This is a genomic window from Streptomyces sp. NPDC094143, from assembly GCF_040303825.1.
Lineage (GTDB): Bacteria > Actinomycetota > Actinomycetes > Streptomycetales > Streptomycetaceae > Streptomyces.
Genome location: NZ_JBEOTZ010000007.1, coordinates 236,254 through 253,404 on the forward strand (window position 1 = coordinate 236,254; position 17,151 = coordinate 253,404).

The 17,151-nt window shown below is 74.2% G+C and carries 14 protein-coding genes and 1 pseudogene; 7 read left to right on the top strand and 8 right to left on the bottom strand.

Translation table 11 applies throughout. The features are described from left to right. Window positions 1-93 precede the first annotated feature (93 nt). Complete coding sequence (locus ABTZ58_RS12600) at window positions 94-1,398, top strand: MFS transporter (protein WP_351354300.1); 1,305 nt, start codon at window positions 94-96, stop codon at window positions 1,396-1,398. Window positions 1,399-1,487: 89 nt separating this feature from the next. Here ABTZ58_RS12600 and ABTZ58_RS12605 read toward each other — a convergent pair whose 3' ends face one another. Next, on the bottom strand, window positions 1,488-2,693 hold the full coding sequence (locus ABTZ58_RS12605; RefSeq protein WP_351354303.1) for a flavin-containing monooxygenase: 1,206 nt from the start codon (window positions 2,691-2,693) through the stop codon (window positions 1,488-1,490). Between the two features lie 390 nt (window positions 2,694-3,083). Here ABTZ58_RS12605 and ABTZ58_RS12610 point away from each other — a divergent pair, with 390 nt between their 5' ends. Together ABTZ58_RS12610 and ABTZ58_RS12615 are read left to right on the top strand one after the other, a co-directional pair. Continuing rightward, window positions 3,084-3,686, top strand: coding sequence for a GNAT family N-acetyltransferase (locus tag ABTZ58_RS12610; protein WP_351354306.1), 603 nt, complete (start codon window positions 3,084-3,086; stop codon window positions 3,684-3,686). A gap of 95 nt (window positions 3,687-3,781) precedes the next feature. Beyond that, window positions 3,782-3,994: pseudogene (locus ABTZ58_RS12615) on the top strand (DUF4287 domain-containing protein). A 279-nt stretch (window positions 3,995-4,273) separates the two neighbouring features. Here ABTZ58_RS12615 and ABTZ58_RS12625 read toward each other — a convergent pair. The 3 genes from ABTZ58_RS12625 to ABTZ58_RS12635 all read right to left on the bottom strand — a co-directional run bounded on the left by ABTZ58_RS12625 (window position 4,274) and on the right by ABTZ58_RS12635 (window position 6,192). Then, window positions 4,274-4,939 (bottom strand): pyridoxine/pyridoxamine 5'-phosphate oxidase, encoded by a 666-nt coding sequence (locus tag ABTZ58_RS12625; RefSeq protein WP_351354309.1) that lies wholly within the window; start codon window positions 4,937-4,939, stop codon window positions 4,274-4,276. A 34-nt stretch (window positions 4,940-4,973) separates the two neighbouring features. After that, on the bottom strand, window positions 4,974-5,399 hold the full coding sequence (locus tag ABTZ58_RS12630; RefSeq protein WP_351354312.1) for a pyridoxamine 5'-phosphate oxidase family protein: 426 nt from the start codon (window positions 5,397-5,399) through the stop codon (window positions 4,974-4,976). Window positions 5,400-5,556: 157 nt separating this feature from the next. Then, window positions 5,557-6,192, bottom strand: a complete 636-nt coding sequence (locus ABTZ58_RS12635; protein WP_351354419.1) for a TetR family transcriptional regulator — start codon at window positions 6,190-6,192, stop codon at window positions 5,557-5,559. A gap of 134 nt (window positions 6,193-6,326) precedes the next feature. Between ABTZ58_RS12635 and kbpA the strand changes: the two genes are divergently transcribed. The 3 genes from kbpA (at window position 6,327) to ABTZ58_RS12650 (ending at window position 10,317) form a co-directional block, all read left to right on the top strand. Then, a complete protein-coding gene (gene kbpA / locus ABTZ58_RS12640; RefSeq protein WP_351354315.1) occupies window positions 6,327-7,049 on the top strand; it encodes an AfsK-binding protein KbpA in 723 nt (240 codons plus the stop codon). A gap of 192 nt (window positions 7,050-7,241) precedes the next feature. After that, a complete protein-coding gene (afsK, locus tag ABTZ58_RS12645; RefSeq protein WP_351354318.1) occupies window positions 7,242-9,626 on the top strand; it encodes a protein serine/threonine kinase AfsK in 2,385 nt (794 codons plus the stop codon). 118 nt (window positions 9,627-9,744) lie between these two features. Next, window positions 9,745-10,317 carry a hypothetical protein gene (locus ABTZ58_RS12650; protein ID WP_351354321.1) on the top strand — a complete coding sequence of 191 codons (573 nt, stop codon included), beginning with the start codon at window positions 9,745-9,747 and terminating at the stop codon, window positions 10,315-10,317. Window positions 10,318-10,525: 208 nt separating this feature from the next. Here the strand turns inward: ABTZ58_RS12650 and ABTZ58_RS12655 are convergent, their stop codons facing one another. The 3 genes from ABTZ58_RS12655 to ABTZ58_RS12665 all read right to left on the bottom strand — a co-directional run bounded on the left by ABTZ58_RS12655 (window position 10,526) and on the right by ABTZ58_RS12665 (window position 14,558). After that, window positions 10,526-10,711 (bottom strand): hypothetical protein, encoded by a 186-nt coding sequence (locus ABTZ58_RS12655; RefSeq protein ID WP_351354323.1) that lies wholly within the window; start codon window positions 10,709-10,711, stop codon window positions 10,526-10,528. Window positions 10,712-10,890: 179 nt separating this feature from the next. Next, a complete protein-coding gene (gene afsR / locus ABTZ58_RS12660) occupies window positions 10,891-13,902 on the bottom strand; it encodes an SARP-family global regulator AfsR (protein WP_351354325.1) in 3,012 nt (1,003 codons plus the stop codon). 269 nt (window positions 13,903-14,171) lie between these two features. Then, window positions 14,172-14,558, bottom strand: a complete 387-nt coding sequence (locus ABTZ58_RS12665) for a nitroreductase/quinone reductase family protein (RefSeq protein ID WP_351354328.1) — start codon at window positions 14,556-14,558, stop codon at window positions 14,172-14,174. A gap of 101 nt (window positions 14,559-14,659) precedes the next feature. On the opposite strand from ABTZ58_RS12665, the gene ABTZ58_RS12670 reads away from it, so the two are divergent. Further along, on the top strand, window positions 14,660-15,490 hold the full coding sequence (locus ABTZ58_RS12670) for an endonuclease/exonuclease/phosphatase family protein (RefSeq protein WP_351354331.1): 831 nt from the start codon (window positions 14,660-14,662) through the stop codon (window positions 15,488-15,490). 9 nt (window positions 15,491-15,499) lie between these two features. Here the strand turns inward: ABTZ58_RS12670 and ABTZ58_RS12675 are convergent, their stop codons facing one another. Next, a complete protein-coding gene (locus tag ABTZ58_RS12675) occupies window positions 15,500-17,014 on the bottom strand; it encodes a CehA/McbA family metallohydrolase (protein ID WP_351354334.1) in 1,515 nt (504 codons plus the stop codon). Between the last annotated feature and the right edge of the window lie 137 nt (window positions 17,015-17,151).

Sequence of the window (17,151 nt, forward strand, 5' to 3'; positions counted from 1 at the left end):
CCGTCCGATGGCCGAGGGTACTGGCCCGATCCTAGCGAATGCTGTCCTTCGGGCCACTCGCTGGAGATCGGTCCTGGCCCGAAGCTCTATGTCGTGACCCAGACAACCGAAGCCGCGGCCGTCGAGCAGCCGCCGAAGTCCAGCCGTCGCCGGCGCGTGCACCGTGCCTGGTTCGTCGCCGCCGTCACCTTCGTGACGATCATCGGCGCCGCCGCCTTCCGCTCCGTTCCGGGTCTGCTGATCGACCCGCTGCACCAGGACTTCGGCTGGTCGCGCGGCACGATCGGCGCGGCGGTCTCCGTCAACCTCGCGCTGTACGGTCTGACCGCCCCGTTCGCGGCGGCGCTCATGGACCGCTTCGGCATCCGCCGGGTCGTCGCGGTCGCCCTGACCGTGATCGCGGCCGGCTCCGGGCTCACCGTGTGGATGACGGCGGCCTGGCAGCTGATGCTGTGCTGGGGGCTGCTGGTCGGTCTCGGCTCCGGCTCCATGGCGCTGGCCTTCGCGGCGACCGTCACCAACCGCTGGTTCACCGAGCGGCGCGGCCTGGTCAGCGGCATCCTCACCGCCGCGTCGGCCTCCGGGCAGCTGATCTTCCTGCCGCTGCTGTCCTGGATCGTGGAGAGGTACGACTGGCGCCCGGCTGCGGTGACGGTCGCCCTCGCCGCGCTCGCGGTCGTGCCGTTCGTCTGGCTCCTGCTGCACGACCATCCCGCCGACGTGGGAGAGAAGCCGTACGGCGCGGCCGAGTTCGTGCCGAAGCCCGCGCCTGTCGTCGGCGCCGCCCGGCGCACCCTGAAGGTCCTGTTCTCGGCCGCGCGCACCGGACCGTTCTGGCTGCTCGCCGGCACGTTCGCGATCTGCGGTGCCTCCACCAACGGCCTGGTCCAGACCCACTTCGTGCCCGCCGCGCACGACCACGGCATGCCCATCACGGCCGCGGCCTCGCTCCTGGCGGTCATCGGCGTCTTCGACGTCGTCGGCACGATCGCCTCCGGCTGGTTCACCGACCGCTTCGAGCCGCGCCGCCTGCTGGCCGTGTACTACGCGCTGCGGGGTGTGTCGCTGCTGTTCCTGCCGATGCTGCTGGCGCCGAGCGTCCACCCGCCGATGATCTTCTTCATCGTCTTCTACGGCCTCGACTGGGTCGCCACCGTCCCGCCGACCCTCGCCCTGTGCCGTGAGCAGTACGGCGAGGACAGCGCGATCGTCTTCGGCTGGGTCCTGGCCTCCCACCAGGTCGGCGCGGCCCTCGTCGCCTTCCTCGGCGGCGTGGCGCGCGACGCCTTCGGGTCGTACGACGTGGTCTGGTACGCGTCGGGAGCGCTGTGCGCGGCGGCGGCGCTGATGGCGCTGGTGATCCGGCGGCGGGGGACGGCGGTGGGGGCAGCGGCCTGAACCGGTCTCAGCCCTCGCTCCGTTGCACCGGACCGGCCCCGGCCGTGTGGATCCTCTTCGTCCGTCCGCTGTCGGCGAGACCCGGCGCGTCACCCCGGCAGCCGGGACACCCTCCGCGAGCCGTCCCGGGCGACGGCCTTCGCGATCCGCACCGCGTCGATCGCCATCTCGCGCAGGTTGCCGCTGATCGGGTTGGTGAAGCCGGTGAAGTACAGGCCGGGGGCGTCCCGCGGAGTGCGGGCGCCGTGGACGACGGGCCTGCCGCGGGCGTCGAGCACGCCGAGGTGGCCGACCAGGCCGTCCAGGGCGCGGACGTAACCCGTGGCGGCGATCACGACGTCCGGGGAGATCCGGGTGCCGTCGGCGAGGGCGATCCCGCCGCCGTCCTCGAAGCCGTCCACGGCGGCGACGATCTCCACCCTGCCCTTGCGCACGGCGTCGATCAGCCCGACGTCCTGCACCGGGATCGCCCCCTGCCGCACCCTGCTGTACAGCCCGGTGTCCGGGCGGGGCAGCCCGTGCGCCGACAGGTCGGGCATCGTCACCTTCGCCTGGACCCGGGACATCCGGTCGACCAGGCCGACGGGCAGCCGGCGCACCAGGATGCCGCTGTACTGGGCCGCCCAGCCGGCGGTCGACCGGCGCAGGATGTGCGGGACCGTGCGCACGGCCAGCCGGACCCGCGAGGCGCCGCTCTCGACGAGGTCCACGGCGATCTCGGCACCGGTGTTGCCGACCCCGACGACGAGCACGTCCCGGCCGGCGTACGGCTCGCCGTTGCGGTACTGCGAGGCGTGCAGGAACTCGCCGGGGTAGGAGTCGCGGCCCGGCCAGTCCGGCACGCGCGGGGTGTGGTTGAAGCCGGTCGCGACGACCACCGCGGCACCGGTCAGCTCCCGGCCGCCGGTGGCGTGCAGCAGCCAGCCCGTGCCGTCGGGGAGGCGCTCCACGCGGGACACCTCGACGCCCGTGACGATCTCCAGGCGGTGGTGCTCGGCGTACTTCTCCAGGTAGCGCACCACGTTGTCCCGGGACACCCACCGCCCGAACCGGCGCGGCATCGGCAGCCCGGGCAGGGCGGAGAGCCGGCGGGTGGTGTGCAGGTGCAGCCGGTCGTAGTGGCGGCGCCAGGACGCTCCGACCCGGTCGGACTTCTCCAGGACGACGGCCCGTACGCCCCGGGCCCGCAGCGCGTACGCGGCGGCGAGTCCGCCGGGGCCGCCGCCGATGACGTAGACGGGGCGGTCGGGTGGGGGCTGCGCGCCGGAGTGTGTGGGGGGTGTGGAGTCGGCCATGAGCGGGAGCGTAATCCCGGACCCGCTTGATGGGTCTCGGTCAAGACCGGAATTGGTTTCGGATTGATCACGGCTGTGCGAGGCGGGTGAAGGGGCGGACGGGTGATGGCGGAGCGTGCGGGTTCCCGGCCTTGTGGCGACCGCGCACCTGACTTGCCGTCAGATCTCGTCGGGGCGGCTCCGGGCGGGAGTTGTCGCCCGGCGCGACCCTGGAGGTGCCGTTCCGGGAGGGGATCCCCGTCTTCCCGGTCGTGCCGCCGCCCGCGACGCCGGGCGAACGGCGAACTGAGCGTGCCCGCGCACGGCCCGTGGAGCGCGCCGTACCTCTCGATACCTCTCGATCACACCGACCCCGTCACGTACGGCGGGTCAGGGGATTGAATGGGGCCCATGGCCCCCCTACGCGACCCGTCCCTCACCGGCCCCCACGCGGAGCTCCACGGCCACGGCCTGAGCCTGCGCCCCTGGGACGCCGGGTCCGGAACCGACATCGACACCTGGCTGCGCGGGATGCGGGACCCGGAGTTCCGCCGCTGGAACACCCCGCTGCGGCTGGTGACGGACCCGGCGAGCGCGCGCGAGTCCCTGCTGGCTCGGGCGCAGAGCGCCACGGAGGGCACCTCCGTCTCCTTCCGGGTCGCGGACGCGCACACCGGGGAGGCCCTCGGCCACATCGGCGTCAACGAGATCAAGTACCACCTGAAGATCGCACGCGTCGGCTACTGGGTGCTCCCCGAGGCCCGCGGCCGGGGCGTCGCCACCCGGGCCCTGCTGCTCGCCGCCGGCTGGGCCTTCGCGGGACTCGGTCTGCACCGCCTCGAACTGGACCACGCGGTCGGTCACGACGTCTCGTGCCGGATAGCGCGGCGGTGCGGTTTCGCGTACGAGGGCACCCTGCGCGGGGCGGTCTTCCAGGAGGGCCGCCACGACGCGTTCCGGGACGCCCACCTCCACGCCCGGCTGGCCACGGATCCGGACCCCGCCGACCCCTGAGCAGTTCCAAGCGACCCGGATCACACGGCCTGGCCGATGGGTTCGCCCCGCCCCGACGGTCGTAACGGGTGACCGCAGAGAAGGGACCACCCGAGATGACCGCACCCGTGAAGGGCCCCGCGAGCTACTTCCCCTCCATCGAGAAGAAGTACGGCCGGCCGATCGCCGACTGGTAGGCCCTCATCCGCTCCTCGCCGCTGACCCGCCACATGGAGCTCGTCGGCTGGCTCAAGACCGAACACGGCCTGGGCCACGGCCACGCCAACGCGCTCGTCGCCCACACCCTCGCCGAGGACAACGGCAGGTGACCTGACGGGGAAAGACCACGGTGGGGCGGGCGGTGGTGATCCCGCCCGTGTCCAGAAGGGACGACTCGGGCCGGCCGAGGTCCCCGAGCAGCCCGGCCACGGTCCGCTCGGCCTCCGGGTCGACACCGGAGAAAGTGCGCGGGCCACATTGCCGGTGCCCAGCAGTCCGATGCGCACGCGGTGAAGCCGACCGGTACCCGGCCCCCGGCGGATCGGGCCGGGACCGGCCAGGACCGGTACCTCAGGCGTAGGCCCGCGGCCGGACGCGCCCGGGCCCGGTCACGGCCACAGCAGTTCCCGCGTCCACCCCTCCTCGGCGCGCCGGTAGCGGAGCCGGACGTGCCGTCGCCGTTCGTCGCCCTGGAAGAACTCGGCCTCCTCGGCCCGCAGCCGGTACAGCGTCCAGGAGGGCACCGGTGCCTCCGGCTCCCGCGCGGCCCGTTCCCACGCCGTCGCCGAGGCCCGGTCCAGTTCCTCCAGCGAGCCGAGAACCTCGCTCTGCCGGCCGGTCAGGGCGGCGGCCAGGGCGCCGGTCGAGCGGGCGTGCAGGTCGCCCTGCGCCTCCTCGGCCGGGGCGGCCGACACCGGGCCGCGGACCCGGACCTGGCGGCCCAGCACGGGCCAGTAGAACGCGAGCGCGGCGTACGGGCGGCCGGTGAGGTGGCGGCCCTTGCGGCTGCCGGCGTGGGACGCGAAGGACCAGCCCTCGTCGTCCGCGCCGTGCAGCATCACGATCCGTACGTCGGGCAGGCCCGAGGTGTCCGCGGTGGCCAGGGACATGGTGTGCGGCTCGGGCTGCCCGGCCGCCACCGCCTGCGCGAACCACTCGGCGAACAGGGGAAGGGGCGCCTCGGGTGCGGTGCCCGGGTCGAAGGGCCGCAGGTCCGTGGTCCTCGGGTCCCACACCCGCAGCGACCTCAGCAGCTCGTGAAGATCGGTTGCCATGCCCCGATTGTCACCGCTCCTCAAGGTCCGGGGCTCACACCTGTCCGAGATCCGAGGACACCCACCGCTCCGGCCGCATCCGCAGCACCAGCTGCTCCCCGTGGTTCTTCGAGGCGAAGTCCACATAGCCGTCGACCTTCTCGGCCGGCAGGTAGCGCGCCGAGATCTCCCGGAGCTGTTCGAGGGTCGCCGGAGCCGTGTCGACCACCGGCCCCTCCACGGACACGTACCGGATCGTGGGCTCGACCCGGTCCACCATCAGGGAGAACCGGCCCGCCGCGCTGATCAGCTCGTTCTTCCGGGAGTCGCGCCCGGTCATGACCCAGATGTCGCCGCCGGGCTCGTACTGGTACCAGATCGGCACGGTGAGCGGGGCGCGGCCCGCTCCCGCGTCGACCGCGAGCGCCGCGATGTGCGGTTCGGCCAGGAACTGTTCACGTTCTTCGCGGGACAGGGCCACCACGGTCTCCTTCGGCAGAACGGTCGGTTCTCGGAGCAACGCCGGTACCGGGCGCGGGTGTTCCCCGAACTGGAAACACGACAGGCGGCCGTCCACCGTGGTGAACCGCCGCCTGCCAGACAGGACTTGGGAAAAGGGGAGAGGCCCCCGCGACCGGCTACTTCGTCGGCTTTCTCCCCGTGACGCCCAGGTGCACCAACAGCGCCAGGTTCGGCCTCAGTTCGGCCTGCTTCACACCCCAGGAGGAGAAGCCCTTCTGGTGCGAGGCGACGGCCGCGAGCATCGCCACCAACGAGCCCGCGACGGCCGCCGGGTTCACGTCCTTGTCGACCCGGCCCTTGGCCTGGAGCTCGGCGACGGCGTCCGCGAGGGAGTTGTTCACCGAGTTGAGGATCTTCATGCGGAGCTTGTAGAACCGCTTGTCGCCCTCGGCGGCGCCGAGATCCACCACGCGCAGGATCGCGTCGTTGCTCCGCCAGAACTCCAGGAAGCCGTCGACGAGTTCCTGCGCCGTCTGCCAGCCGGCCTTGCCGGCCCAGGAACGGCCCTCCAGGAGCTCGGTCAACAACGCGCCCTCGGCCGCCATTTGCTCGGCGATCTCCAGGACCGCGCCCTCGACGTCCGGGAAGTACTGGTAGAAGGTCGCGGGCGAAGTGCCCGCCTTCCGGGCGACATCGATGACTTTGACGTCCCGGTACGGGGAGGAGCTGAGCATCTCGCTGAGGCAGTCGAGCAGCTTCTGCCGGGTCGCCTGCCCACGCCGACCGGCCACGCGGCCGTCGACGGTACGCACTTGTCCTGTCATGAAGTCAGCTTACCGAGGCGTGATCGGGGCGCGATTCGGCCGACTGCAAATGGGGTGTGAGGGGGTGCGGAGGCTGGTGTGCCTGGTCTGCGGGTTGCGGCGGTCGCGGTTACGTTGGCGGCATGGCCGAAAACAGGGCATCGGTGTACACGGAGGGCGTCCCCTGCTGGGTGGACGCGCAGCTCCCCGACGTCGAGGCGGGCAAGCGCTTCTACGGTGAACTCTTCGGATGGACCTTCGAGGACTGGTCCGGTCCCTTCACACGGGCGCTGAAGGACGGTGAGCCCGTGGCCGCGCTGGTGCGCAAGACGGACGGCCGGCTGCCCACCGTCTGGACGGTGTACTTCTCCACCCCGGACGCCCGGGCCCTGGTGCGGCGGATCCAGGCGGCCGGCGGGCAGGTCGTCCAGTCGCCGGTGCCGGTCGCCGAGCTGGGCGTCACCGCGCTGGTCACCGACCCGGAGGGGGCCGTCTTCGCCCTGTGGCAGCCGCGCGAGCACCCCGGCTTCGGCAGGCGGCACGAGCCGGGCACCTTCGCCTGGGCCGAGCTGTACGCCCGGGACACCGAGGCGGCCAACGGCTTCTACGGCGACCTGTTCCGCGAGGCCCTGTTCGGGCCGGAGGCCGAGCCCGACGTCGGCCGCGCCCCGGTCTCCGACGTCTTCCCGGCCGAGATGCCGCCCCACTTCCTCGTCCACTTCGCCGTCGAGAACGTGCCGGCCGCGCTGGAGGAGGTGACCCGGCTCGGCGGGCGCGTCCAGGCGCCGCCGTTCACGACCTCCTACGGCACCGTGGCCGTCGTCACGGACGACCAGGGGGCGTCCTTCGCGCTGCTGCGCCGCTGAGCGGGCGCCCACTGGTCACGTTTCGTCCCTGTATGGGCCCAGACACCCCAATGGTCACCGGGTTCGCCACCACGGCTTTGGCCAGGAAGAATCGGGGTGCGTGCCGCCATGGCGGTGCGGTGGTGAGACGCTGCACGGGGTCGCGTGGAAGATGTGGCTTGGCGCGGCTCGTACGGGGAGGTGGCAGGCAGAGTGGTGGATCAGCTGACGCAGCACGATCCGCGGCGGATCGGGCCGTTCGAGGTGCTGGGACGGCTGGGTGCCGGCGGCATGGGGCTGGTCTATCTCGCGCGCTCGGCGTCCGGCCGGCGCGTGGCGATCAAGACCGTCCGGACGGAGCTGGCCGAGGACCAGCTGTTCCGGGTCCGTTTCACCCGTGAGGTGGAGGCGGCCCGGGCCGTCTCCGGCTTCTACACGGCCGCGGTGGTGGACGCCGACCCGCGCGCCGCCGTGCCGTGGCTGGCCACCGCGTACGTCCCCGCCCCCTCCCTGGAAGAGATAGTGAACGACTGCGGGCCGCTGCCGGCCCAGGCGGTGCGCTGGCTCGCGGCGGGCGTGGCCGAGGCGCTCCAGTCGATCCACGGGGCGGGTCTGGTGCACCGGGACCTGAAACCGTCGAACGTCCTGGTCGTGGAGGACGGCCCGCGGGTGATCGACTTCGGCATCGCGTCCGGCGTTTCGAACACGCGTTTGACGATGACCAACGTGGCCGTCGGCACGCCCGCCTACATGTCCCCCGAGCAGGCCAAGGACTCGCGCAGCGTCACGGGCGCGAGTGACGTCTTCTCGCTCGGCTCCATGCTCGTCTTCGCCGCCACCGGTCACCCGCCCTTCCACGGGGCCAACCCGGTCGAGACCGTGTTCATGCTGCTGCGCGAGGGCCCGGACCTCGAAGGCCTCCCGGACGAGCTGCGTCCGCTCATCGAGTCCTGTATGCAGATGGACCCCACGGCCCGCCCCAACCCGGCCGACCTCCAGGCGCAACTGGCCCCGCACCTGTTCGGCTCCGGCTCCGACGACAGCGGCACGGCCTCCGCGTGGCTGCCCGAGCGCGCGGTGGGCCTGATCGAGTCCCGCCGCAACGGCCGCCCGGCCGGCAAGCCGGCCTCCGGCCCCGGCCGCAGCGGGGGCGGCCGTCCCGCCCCCGGCCCGGCGCCCATCCCGCCGCCGCCCTCGCACGACCCCGTCGTCCCGGCGCCCGCGCCGGTGCCCGCCCCGGCTGGCGGCCCCGACACCGGGCCCGTGCGGCTGGCCGGCGCCCGGGTGCCCATCGGCCCGGGCCCGCGCGTCGCCGACGTCCGTGCCGCCGCCGTCAAGGCGCCCCCTCCGGAGGCCGCCCTCGCCGCCTCCTGGTCCAAGCCCCGCCCCGGCGTCAACGGCGCCGACCCCGCGGTGGGCCCCGCCGTCGCCGCGCCCCCGGCCCCCGCCGCGCCGCCCGAGCAGCCCGGCGGCTGGCGCCCCTGGCGCTTCCGCATGTCCAACGACGTCTGGGGCACCCCGGCGGTCGCCGACGATCTCGTCTACGTCACCTCCTTCGAGGTGCACGCCCTGGACGTGGCCACCGGCCGGCGCCGCTTCAAGACCCGGGACGTCGCCTGGTCCATGGCCGTCGCGGACGGCCGGATCCACGCCTCCGACGGGCCCACCCTGTTCGCCCTGGACGCCCGCGAGGGCGGCGACCTGTGGCGGCTGCAGACGGACGCCTGGGTCTACTCGCTCAAGGCCGGCCGAGGCACCGTCGTCACCGGCACCCGGGGCGGCGGCGTCCAGGGCTGGGAGGCCTCCAACGGCCGGAAGCTGTGGGAGATCACCGGCTGCCAGACCGACTTCGAGTCCCCGGAGGCCGGACCCGCCCTGCACGACGGCACGGTGTACGTGTGGCAGGACGCCCGGCTGCGCGCCCTGGACGCCCGCACCGGCGACGAGCGCTGGTCGTACCCCATCGGCGACGCGGCCTCCTGCGGCGGTGTCCCGGTCCGGCTGATCCAGGCGCCCGACGGATACGTCTACGTCTGCGCCGGCACCCGCGTCCTCGCCCTGGACGTGGCCGCCGGGCACGTGCGGTGGCACTTCGAGGCCCCGGCCGTCTTCCTCTCCCCGCCCACCTTCGTCCCCGGCCCGGCCGTCACCGGCGGCGGCATCTACCTGGCCGACTACCTCGGCACGGTCTACGCCCTCGACGCCACCGACGGCCGCGACCGCTGGCGCATCGCCACCGAGGCCCGGGCCTCGGTCGAGCCGGTCCTGGTCGCCGCCGGCCACGTCCACGTGGGCAGCGGCAAGGGCCTCTACACCCTGGACGCGGTCACCGGCACGCCCAAGTGGCGCTTCCAGGCGGGCGGTGACATCGTCGGCGCCCCCTCGGTCGCCGAGGGCCGCATCCACTTCGGCTCCACCGACCACCTGCTCTACACCCTCAAGGCCGACGACGGCCGGCTGCGCTGGAAGCTCGCCACCGGCGGCGAGATCACCGGCTCCCCGGTCGTCCGGGACGGGGTGGTGTACGCGTGCAGCAAGGACCGCTGCGTGTACGCGCTGGACGCCGAGAAGGGCACGGGCACGGCGCGCACCGCCTGACGCGCCGTCGCAGGGGGAGCGGTCCGTTCACCGCTCCCGCCCCGGACGAGGCGCCCGGGTACGCGCCGGTCGCCCCGCGGTGACATGACCGTGACAGGTGATCACTAGGCTCTCGGCCATGCAGAAACGGGGACGCAGGCTCAGGTGCGCCGCGGTGCTGGTTCTGGTGGTACTGGCACTGACCGGCTTCTCGTCGGGCCGTGGGCGCGGCGGTCACGGCGACGGGGGCGGGTGCAGCAACTCCAGCCAGGACCACGACAGTTCGCGTTCGTCCACGTCGGGCGGCGGCGCGTACGGCTCGGGCGGCGGCGCGTACGGCTCGGGCGACGACGATGACAGCGCCGGCGGCGGTGGGTCCTCCTACCGCAGGCCGGACAACGGCTCCACGCCCACGTCCTCCTCCGGCTCCGGCAGGGCGCTGGAGGACGGCACGGCGAAGCTGGTGAGCTGCGCGACACCGGCCGCCCCCTACGCGGCCGTCGAGGTCGCCAACCCCAACAGCCGCGAGGCCACCTTCACCGTCTATGTCACCTTCACGGACGTCCGCGGCCTCACCGTGGCCGGCCGGTACGCCGACGTCACGGTCCCCGCCGAGGGCAGGGCGACCGTGAACGTGAAGGTGGGCGGCCCGGGCCTGGTGGACTCGGTCGACCACTGCGAGGCCGACCGGCAGGCCGTGGTGCGGGACTGATCGTCCGTCAGCCAGGCAGCCGCTCGATCGGTCCGGGCGTGCCCGGGAAGGCGGCGCCCCCGCTGTCCCGGTCGGCGCCGACCGGCACGGCGCTCGGGCCGGGTGCCGGGGTCGTGCCCCGGTAGGGACGGCTTCCGTTCCCGCACACGCGTCGGCCGCGACGGCTCCCCCTCCGCGCCGCCGCGGCCGAACCCCCTGTGGTGATGGCTTACTTCGTCGGTTTGAACGGCTCCGACGTGGCGTGCAGGTCCTTCGTCTCCAGCGGCTCGCCGGTGGCGTGCAGGTCCTCGGTCTTCGCGACACCCTCGCCGGTGGCGTGCAGGTCCTCCGTGGAGGCCTCGCCGTCCGTCGTGCCGGTGGCGTGCAGGTCCTGCGGCTTGAGCTCGTCGCCCATGATCGTCAACTCCCCTTGGCATGGATCGAGTGGTGCGGTCGGCGGGCCCGCCCGGTCACTCCCCCGAGTCCGACCGGACGGGCCCTGTGCGGCGACCCGTCTGCCCCCCGACGCGACGGATCGACTGCGTCCAGCATGGTGGGCGGCGATAAACGAATGATGAACGCCCCGGACGGGCCTCAGGCCGCCCGTACCGGGGTCAGCAGCGCGCGCACCCCGGCGGCCTCGGGCGAGCCCAGCTCCTCGTAGATGACGGCCGCCTCCTGCCAGCACACCCGGGCCCGGCCGGTCTGCCCTATGCCGCTGAGCGCCCGGCCCAGCACGGTCAGCACGTTGCCCCGCCGCCACTCCCCGCCGATCCCGCGCAGCACGGTGAGCGCCATCTCGGCGTTGGCGGCGGCCTGCGCGGGACGCCGGGCGGCGAGATCGACCTCGGCCAGCCGGAACAGGCTCATGCCCTCCCACAGACGCTGCCGGCTGTCGCGGAACACCTCCAGCGCCTCCTGGAGGCGGCCGGCCGCGTCGCCCAGCTCGCCGCTCTGGGTGAGGGCCAGGCCGAGGGCGTAGCGGGCGTTCGCCCCGCGCAGGGAGTTGCCCATGCCGTCGTAGATGTCGATGCCCTCCCGGGCCAGCGCCACGGCGCTCGCGGTACGTCCGGTCGCGAGGTGGATGCGGGAGAGGTTGCACAGCGCGGCGGCCTCGCCGGGGCGGTCGCCCAGGGCCCGGAAGTGCTCGATGGCCCGGGAGAGGTGTTCCTCGCCGTCCTCGTGCCGGTTCTGGTAGAGCGCGATGATGCCGCGGGCGTTGCGCGCCCAGCAGACGGGGAGCAGGTCGTCGGCCTCCTGGGCGAGCTGGATGGCCCGCTCGGCCTCCTGGTCGGCCCGTTCGAAACGGCCGCCGACGTGGTGGACGTTGACGAGGGTCGTCAGCGCCCGGGCCTCCGCGCGCCCCAGGCCGTGCAGCCGGGCCGCCTCCAGGAGCGCCTCGGCGGTGGCCTCGTACTCCTTGGCGTTGGCTCCCGACTCGGACAGGTCGTGCGCGGCCCACAGCAGGTCGATGGCCCGGGGGAGCGTGTCCGGCCGGCCCGCGCACTGCCGTACGCAGGCCAGCAGGCAGATGGCCTCCGCGTACAGCCAGTCCTGTGCCGCGTGGCGGTCGTCGAACCGCAGGCCCGGATACGCGGTGACCGCCAGGTGGTCCACCAGCCGGTCCCCCGGCCGTTCGATCGCGTACACGCCCGCCGCCGAGGCCAGGCAGAAGTCCAGCAGGCGGGAGACGGCCGCGTCGCGCTCGCCGGGCGGCTGTTCGTCCCGCTCCGCGCACGCACGCGCGTAGAGCCGCACCAGGTCGTGGAAGCGGTAGCGGCCGGGGGCCGCCGATTCGAGCAGGGAGGTGTCGACGAGGGACTCCAGCAGGTCCTCCGTCTCCTCCGCGGGCAGGTCCAGGACGGCGGCCGCCGCCGCGAGGGAGATGTCCGGGCCGTCCGCGAGGCCCAGCAGGCGGAAGGCGCGGGCCTGGGCGGGCTCCAGCTGGCCGTAGCCCAGCTCGAAGGTGGCCTTGACCGCCAGGTCGCCGGCCTGGAGCTCGTCCAGGCGGCGGCGTTCGTCGGCCAGCTTCGCCGCGAGGACCGAGACCGTCCAGGTGCGGCGGGCCGCCAGGCGGGACGCCGCGATGCGGATCGCCAGCGGCAGGAAGCCGCAGGCCGCCACCACGTCCAGCGCGGCCTTCCGCTCGGACGCCACCCGCTCCTCGCCCACGATCTTCGTGAACAGCGCCAGTGCCTCGTCCGGGGACATCACGTCCAGGTCGACCAGGTGGGCGCCCGCCAGGTCCACCATCCGCACCCGGGAGGTGACCAGGGCGGCGCAGCCGTCCGTGCCGGGCAGCAGGGGGCGGATCTGGGCGGCGTCGCGGGCGTTGTCCAGCAGCACCAGGACGCGGCGGCCGGCCAGCACCGAGCGGTACAGCGCCGCGCGTTCCTCCAGGGAGTCGGGGATCGCCGAGTCGGCGGTGCCCAGCGCGCGCAGGAAGGAGCCCAGCACCGTCTCCGGCTCGGCGGCCCGGGCGCCCGCGCCCTGGAGGTCGACGTAGAGCTGCCCGTCCGGGAACGCCGCGCGTGCCTGGTGCGCCACGTGCACGGCGAGGGTCGTCTTGCCCACGCCGCCGATGCCCGCCAGGGCGGAGACCGCCATGACCCGGCCCTCGGCGGCGGCCAGCAGGCCGCCGAGTTCGCGGACGAAGGCGGAGCGGCCGGTGAAGTCGGGGACGGTCGCGGGCAGTTGCGCCGGGCGGACCGGTGCGGAGGCCGGTTCGGGGGCCGGGGAGGAGGGTTCCGCCAGGCCCGGGTCGGCCTGGAGGATGCGCTGCTGCAGCTCGCTCAGGCCCGGGCGCGGGTCCACACCCAGTTCGTCGGCGAGCAGGCGCCGGGTGTCGGCGTAGACCGCCAGGGCCTCGGCCTGCCGGCCACTGCGGTACAGCGCCAGCATCAGCAGCTCGCGGAGCCGTTCGCGCAGGGGGTGGGCGGCGGTGAGGGCGGTGAGTTCGGAGACGGCCTCGGCGTGGCAGCCCTGCTCCAGGTCCATGTCCAGGCGGTATTCGAGGAGTTGCAGCCGCCACTCCTCCAGGCGGACCCGCTGGGCCTCCGCGTACGGGCCGGGCACGCCCGCCAGGGTCTCGCCGTCCCACAGGGCGAGGGCGCGCCGCAGCACGTCGCGGGCGTGGCAGAGGTCGCCGGCCGTCCGGGCCTTCTCGGCCTCGGTGGCCAGGTCCTGGGCGGCGGCCAGGTCCAGCGCGCCGTCGGGCAGGTCCCGCACCGCGTAGCCGCCGGACTCGCTGACCAGGACGCCCGGGTCCAGCACCTTGCGCAGGCGGGAGGCGTACGTCCGGACCGCCGCCAGGGCCTGCGAGGGCGGCTCCTCGCCCCACAGGGCGTCGATCAGCTCGGCGGCCGTGGCCGTGCGGCCCTCGCGCAGCAGCAGGGCGGCGAGCAGGGCGCGCTGCTGGGGCGATCCGGTGGCGATCGGCTCGGCGCCGCGCCAGGCGCGCACGGGCCCGAGCACGCTGAAGCGCAGCACCGGGGACGACGCCGCCCCGTCCGGCCGCGCCGTCTCCCCCGGTCCCGGTGACTCCGGTGCGGAGCCGGGACGCCGCTGCTCCGGTACGCGCGGTACACCGGCCGGTACCCCGTCCATGCAGTCCCCCTAGACATCCTGAGCAACCCCGCCAGTTTGCCTTGTGCGGGCGGATACGTCAGCCGTGGGAGACGCCGATCACAGGGCGGCACACGGGAGTCCACGAGGTCTGCACAGTGTCTTCGCAGAGCTCCTCGGACTGGCCGTGCCGATCAGGCAACCTCGTCCGGAACCCGCTCCGACCCGCGCAACTGACGCACCGTCAGGGGGGCGCTCCCGTGAACCGCATGGACAGCCACGGGAGGTCGATCGTCCGGCCGGGGTGACCCTCACCCGGTCAGGTCCACCCGCACCGTCAGCAGGTCCGTCCCGAGCGCCCGTACCCCCAGGCTGTTGATCCGGGGCAGCCGGCGCAGCCGGGCCGTCGGGTCGTCGTCCGGCAGCAGGTGCGCCGTTCCCTCGTGCCACCGGCCGCGGATGCGCACGCGCACCCGCGGGTCGGCCATGATGTTGCGGACGTACTGGGACCGTTCGCCGAACTCCGACACCAGCCAGAACGAGTCGCCGACGCGGCGGCCGCCCACCGGGGTGCGGCGGGGCAGCCCGGAGACGCGGCCGCGGGTCTCCAGGACCGTCTGCAGCGGCAGGCGCCGCAGCAGCGGGTTGACGCGGCGCTGGAAGGCCGTGGTGACGCGGAACCTCAGGTCAGGCGGCATGTCGGGGACGACTCCTTCGCATACGGTTCTCCTCGCTTCCGCTGGGCACCCTGCTTCAAGGATGATCCCCTGACACGGCTGACGGGAGCGGGTGGCCGGCGGTGCGCACAGTGACCTGGAACCTCTGGTGGCGCTTCGGGCCGTGGCAGGCGCGCCAGAAGGCCATTTTGACAGCCCTGCGGGAGCTGGACCCCGACGTCGTCGGCCTGCAGGAGGTGTGGGCGGCGGACGGCGAGAACCTCGCCGAGTGGCTGGCCGGTGAGCTGGGCCTGCACTGGGCCTTCGCCGCCTCGCCCGTCCCGGAGCGCTGGCGGGCGCGGATCGGGGATCCCACGGCCGACATAGGCAACGCCGTGCTCAGCCGGTGGCCGGTCGTCGAGCGGGACGCGCTGCCGCTGCCCGCCCCGGCCGACCTGGACGACGGCCGGCTGGCCCTCTACGCCCGCATCGCCGCCCCCGGCCACGACGTGCCGTTCTTCACCGCGCACCTCACCTCCGCCGTGCACGCCTCGGCCGTCCGCTGCCGCCAGGTCGCCGCACTCGCCGAGTTCGTCGCCCGGCACCGCGGCGACACCCCCTTCCCGCCCGTCGTCACCGGCGACCTCAACGCCTGGCCCGACTCCGACGAGGTCCGCCTCCTCGGCGGCTACAAGACCGCCCCGGCCGTCCCCGGCCAGGTCCTCCTGGACGCCTGGGAGTACGCCGGCCCGGCCGCGACCGCCGCCACCTGGGACGCCGCCAACCCGTACGTGGCGGCGACCCACGAGCCCAGCGTGCGCATCGACTACATCCACGTCGGCCCGCCCGGCCCCGGCGGCCTCGGCCGGGTCCGGGACGTACGGCGGGCCTGCGACGGCCCGGTGGAGGGGGTGTGGGCCTCCGACCACGCGGCGGTGGTGGCCGACCTGGCGGAGCGGGCGGACCCGGCCTGACCCGGCCCCTCAGTCCGCGCGGCGGCCCAGGAAGACCGGGTTGGTGAACGCGGCCAGCGGCCCCGGCACCGGACCCGCCGCCGCCTCGTGCCGCAGCTCGGCCCGCACGTACGCCGCGTACGACGGTGTCGTCCGCCACTCGACGGTGCCCGCGCCGGACACCGGCAGCGGGGCGCTGGTGTGCAGCACGCCCTGGTCGGTGACGAAACGGACCGTGCAGCGCGGGGCGCCCGTGACCTCCAGGCGGACCGTGACGGGGGTGTCGCGGCCGACGGCGAGCCGTTCACCGATGCCCGCGTGCTCCCCGCGCCCGCCGGACGCCCGCAGCGACAGCGCGACCTTCGCGGACTCGGCGACGTACGACCGTCCCGCCCGGATGCCCTCCTGGACGGCCCGGCGGGTCAGGTCGTCGGCCAGCACGACCGTCTGGGGGCTGCCCACGGCGTCCGGGGAGCGGTGGGCGTCGCTGCTGCCCATCGCCGGGATCCAGTCGCGCCCGTCCCGCACGGACGCCACGAGCATGCTGTCCCAGTCGGCCAGCGCCACCTCGTCGTCGGGCGTGTAGGGGCCGTTCCACACCTCGATGGCGTCGGCCTCGCCGAAGCCGAACTTCCAGCCGCAGCCGACGCAGGTGGCGTGCGGGTGGGCCGGCACGACCAGGCCGCCGGCCCGCCGGATCTGCCGGGCGAACCGGCCGAAGCGGTTGTCGCGGGCCCGGTAGCGCCAGTCGACGAAGGTGCCCGGGTCGGTGCCGAGGGCGACCACGTGCCCGTTCCTGGTCGTGATCTCCTCGCCCAGCATCACCAGCAGGTCGTCCCCGGCCACCTCGGCCCAGTGGGCGTGCGCCGAGTGCGTGTTGTGCTCGGAGGAGTTGATGAAGTCCAGCCCGGCCGCGCGGGCCAGCTCCCCGATCTCGGCGGGGGTGCGGCGGCCGTCGGAGTACCAGGAGTGCAGGTGGCAGTCGCCCCGGTACCAGGCCCGCCCCCGCCCCTTGGCCCGCTCCGGCGGATACACCGGCCGGGCGGTCTCGCCCGGCTCGCCGTACGTCAGCGTGATCGTGATCTCGTACGCCAGGCCCTGCGGGGCGACCGTGTACGGGCCGAGCGCGATGTGCCAGGTGCCCGCGCGCACCGGGCCCGGGAGGTAGCCGGGCGTGGCCTCGTCGGCGCGGATGAAGAACTCCGTGCGCGCCCCGCCCGACCAGCCCCGGAAGCCCTTGCCCCCCAGCTCGGTGCCGCGCTCGTCGAAGACGCCGATGTCGAGGGCGTTGCCCGTGGTGCCGGCCGGCACGGACGGCCGGTCGTAGGTGTAGGCGACCCTGAGCTCCCGGACCCCGGCCGGGACCTCGACGGGCACGTACACGAAGTCGGGGGACCCGGGCGGCAGCGTGCCCCGCACCGTTCTGGTCTCCTGGTCCCCGTCGGCCGCTGAAGCGAAGCTCACGCTCCCCAACGTAAGCGCGGCGGCCGCTCCCGTCACGAACAGGGCGCGCCGGCCGAGTCCACCGTGGTCGTCCTCGCACATGTCGCTGCTCCCGAGTGTCGTCGCTGATCTGACGTGGGTGGTGCGGGGGTGGTGTGCGCAACTCTGGTATTCAGCCGTGAACTGCGGCGCACCGGAAGGGGATCGGCGGTTTTCGCCGACACGGCACCTCCGGTGTG

Bases quoted from the DNA above. Each gene is read 5' to 3' on its own strand.
- afsR (WP_351354325.1), bottom strand. From the start codon at position 13,902: ATGGACGGGGTACCGGCCGGTGTACCGCGCGTACCGGAGCAGCGGCGT.
- kbpA (WP_351354315.1), top strand. From the start codon at position 6,327: ATGGCCGAAAACAGGGCATCGGTGTACACGGAGGGCGTCCCCTGCTGG.
- ABTZ58_RS12650 (WP_351354321.1), top strand. From the start codon at position 9,745: ATGCAGAAACGGGGACGCAGGCTCAGGTGCGCCGCGGTGCTGGTTCTG.
- ABTZ58_RS12605 (WP_351354303.1), bottom strand. From the start codon at position 2,693: ATGGCCGACTCCACACCCCCCACACACTCCGGCGCGCAGCCCCCACCC.
- ABTZ58_RS12665 (WP_351354328.1), bottom strand. From the start codon at position 14,558: ATGCCGCCTGACCTGAGGTTCCGCGTCACCACGGCCTTCCAGCGCCGC.
- ABTZ58_RS12625 (WP_351354309.1), bottom strand. From the start codon at position 4,939: ATGGCAACCGATCTTCACGAGCTGCTGAGGTCGCTGCGGGTGTGGGAC.
- ABTZ58_RS12655 (WP_351354323.1), bottom strand. From the start codon at position 10,711: ATGGGCGACGAGCTCAAGCCGCAGGACCTGCACGCCACCGGCACGACG.
- ABTZ58_RS12675 (WP_351354334.1), bottom strand. From the start codon at position 17,014: ATGTGCGAGGACGACCACGGTGGACTCGGCCGGCGCGCCCTGTTCGTG.
- ABTZ58_RS12610 (WP_351354306.1), top strand. From the start codon at position 3,084: ATGGCCCCCCTACGCGACCCGTCCCTCACCGGCCCCCACGCGGAGCTC.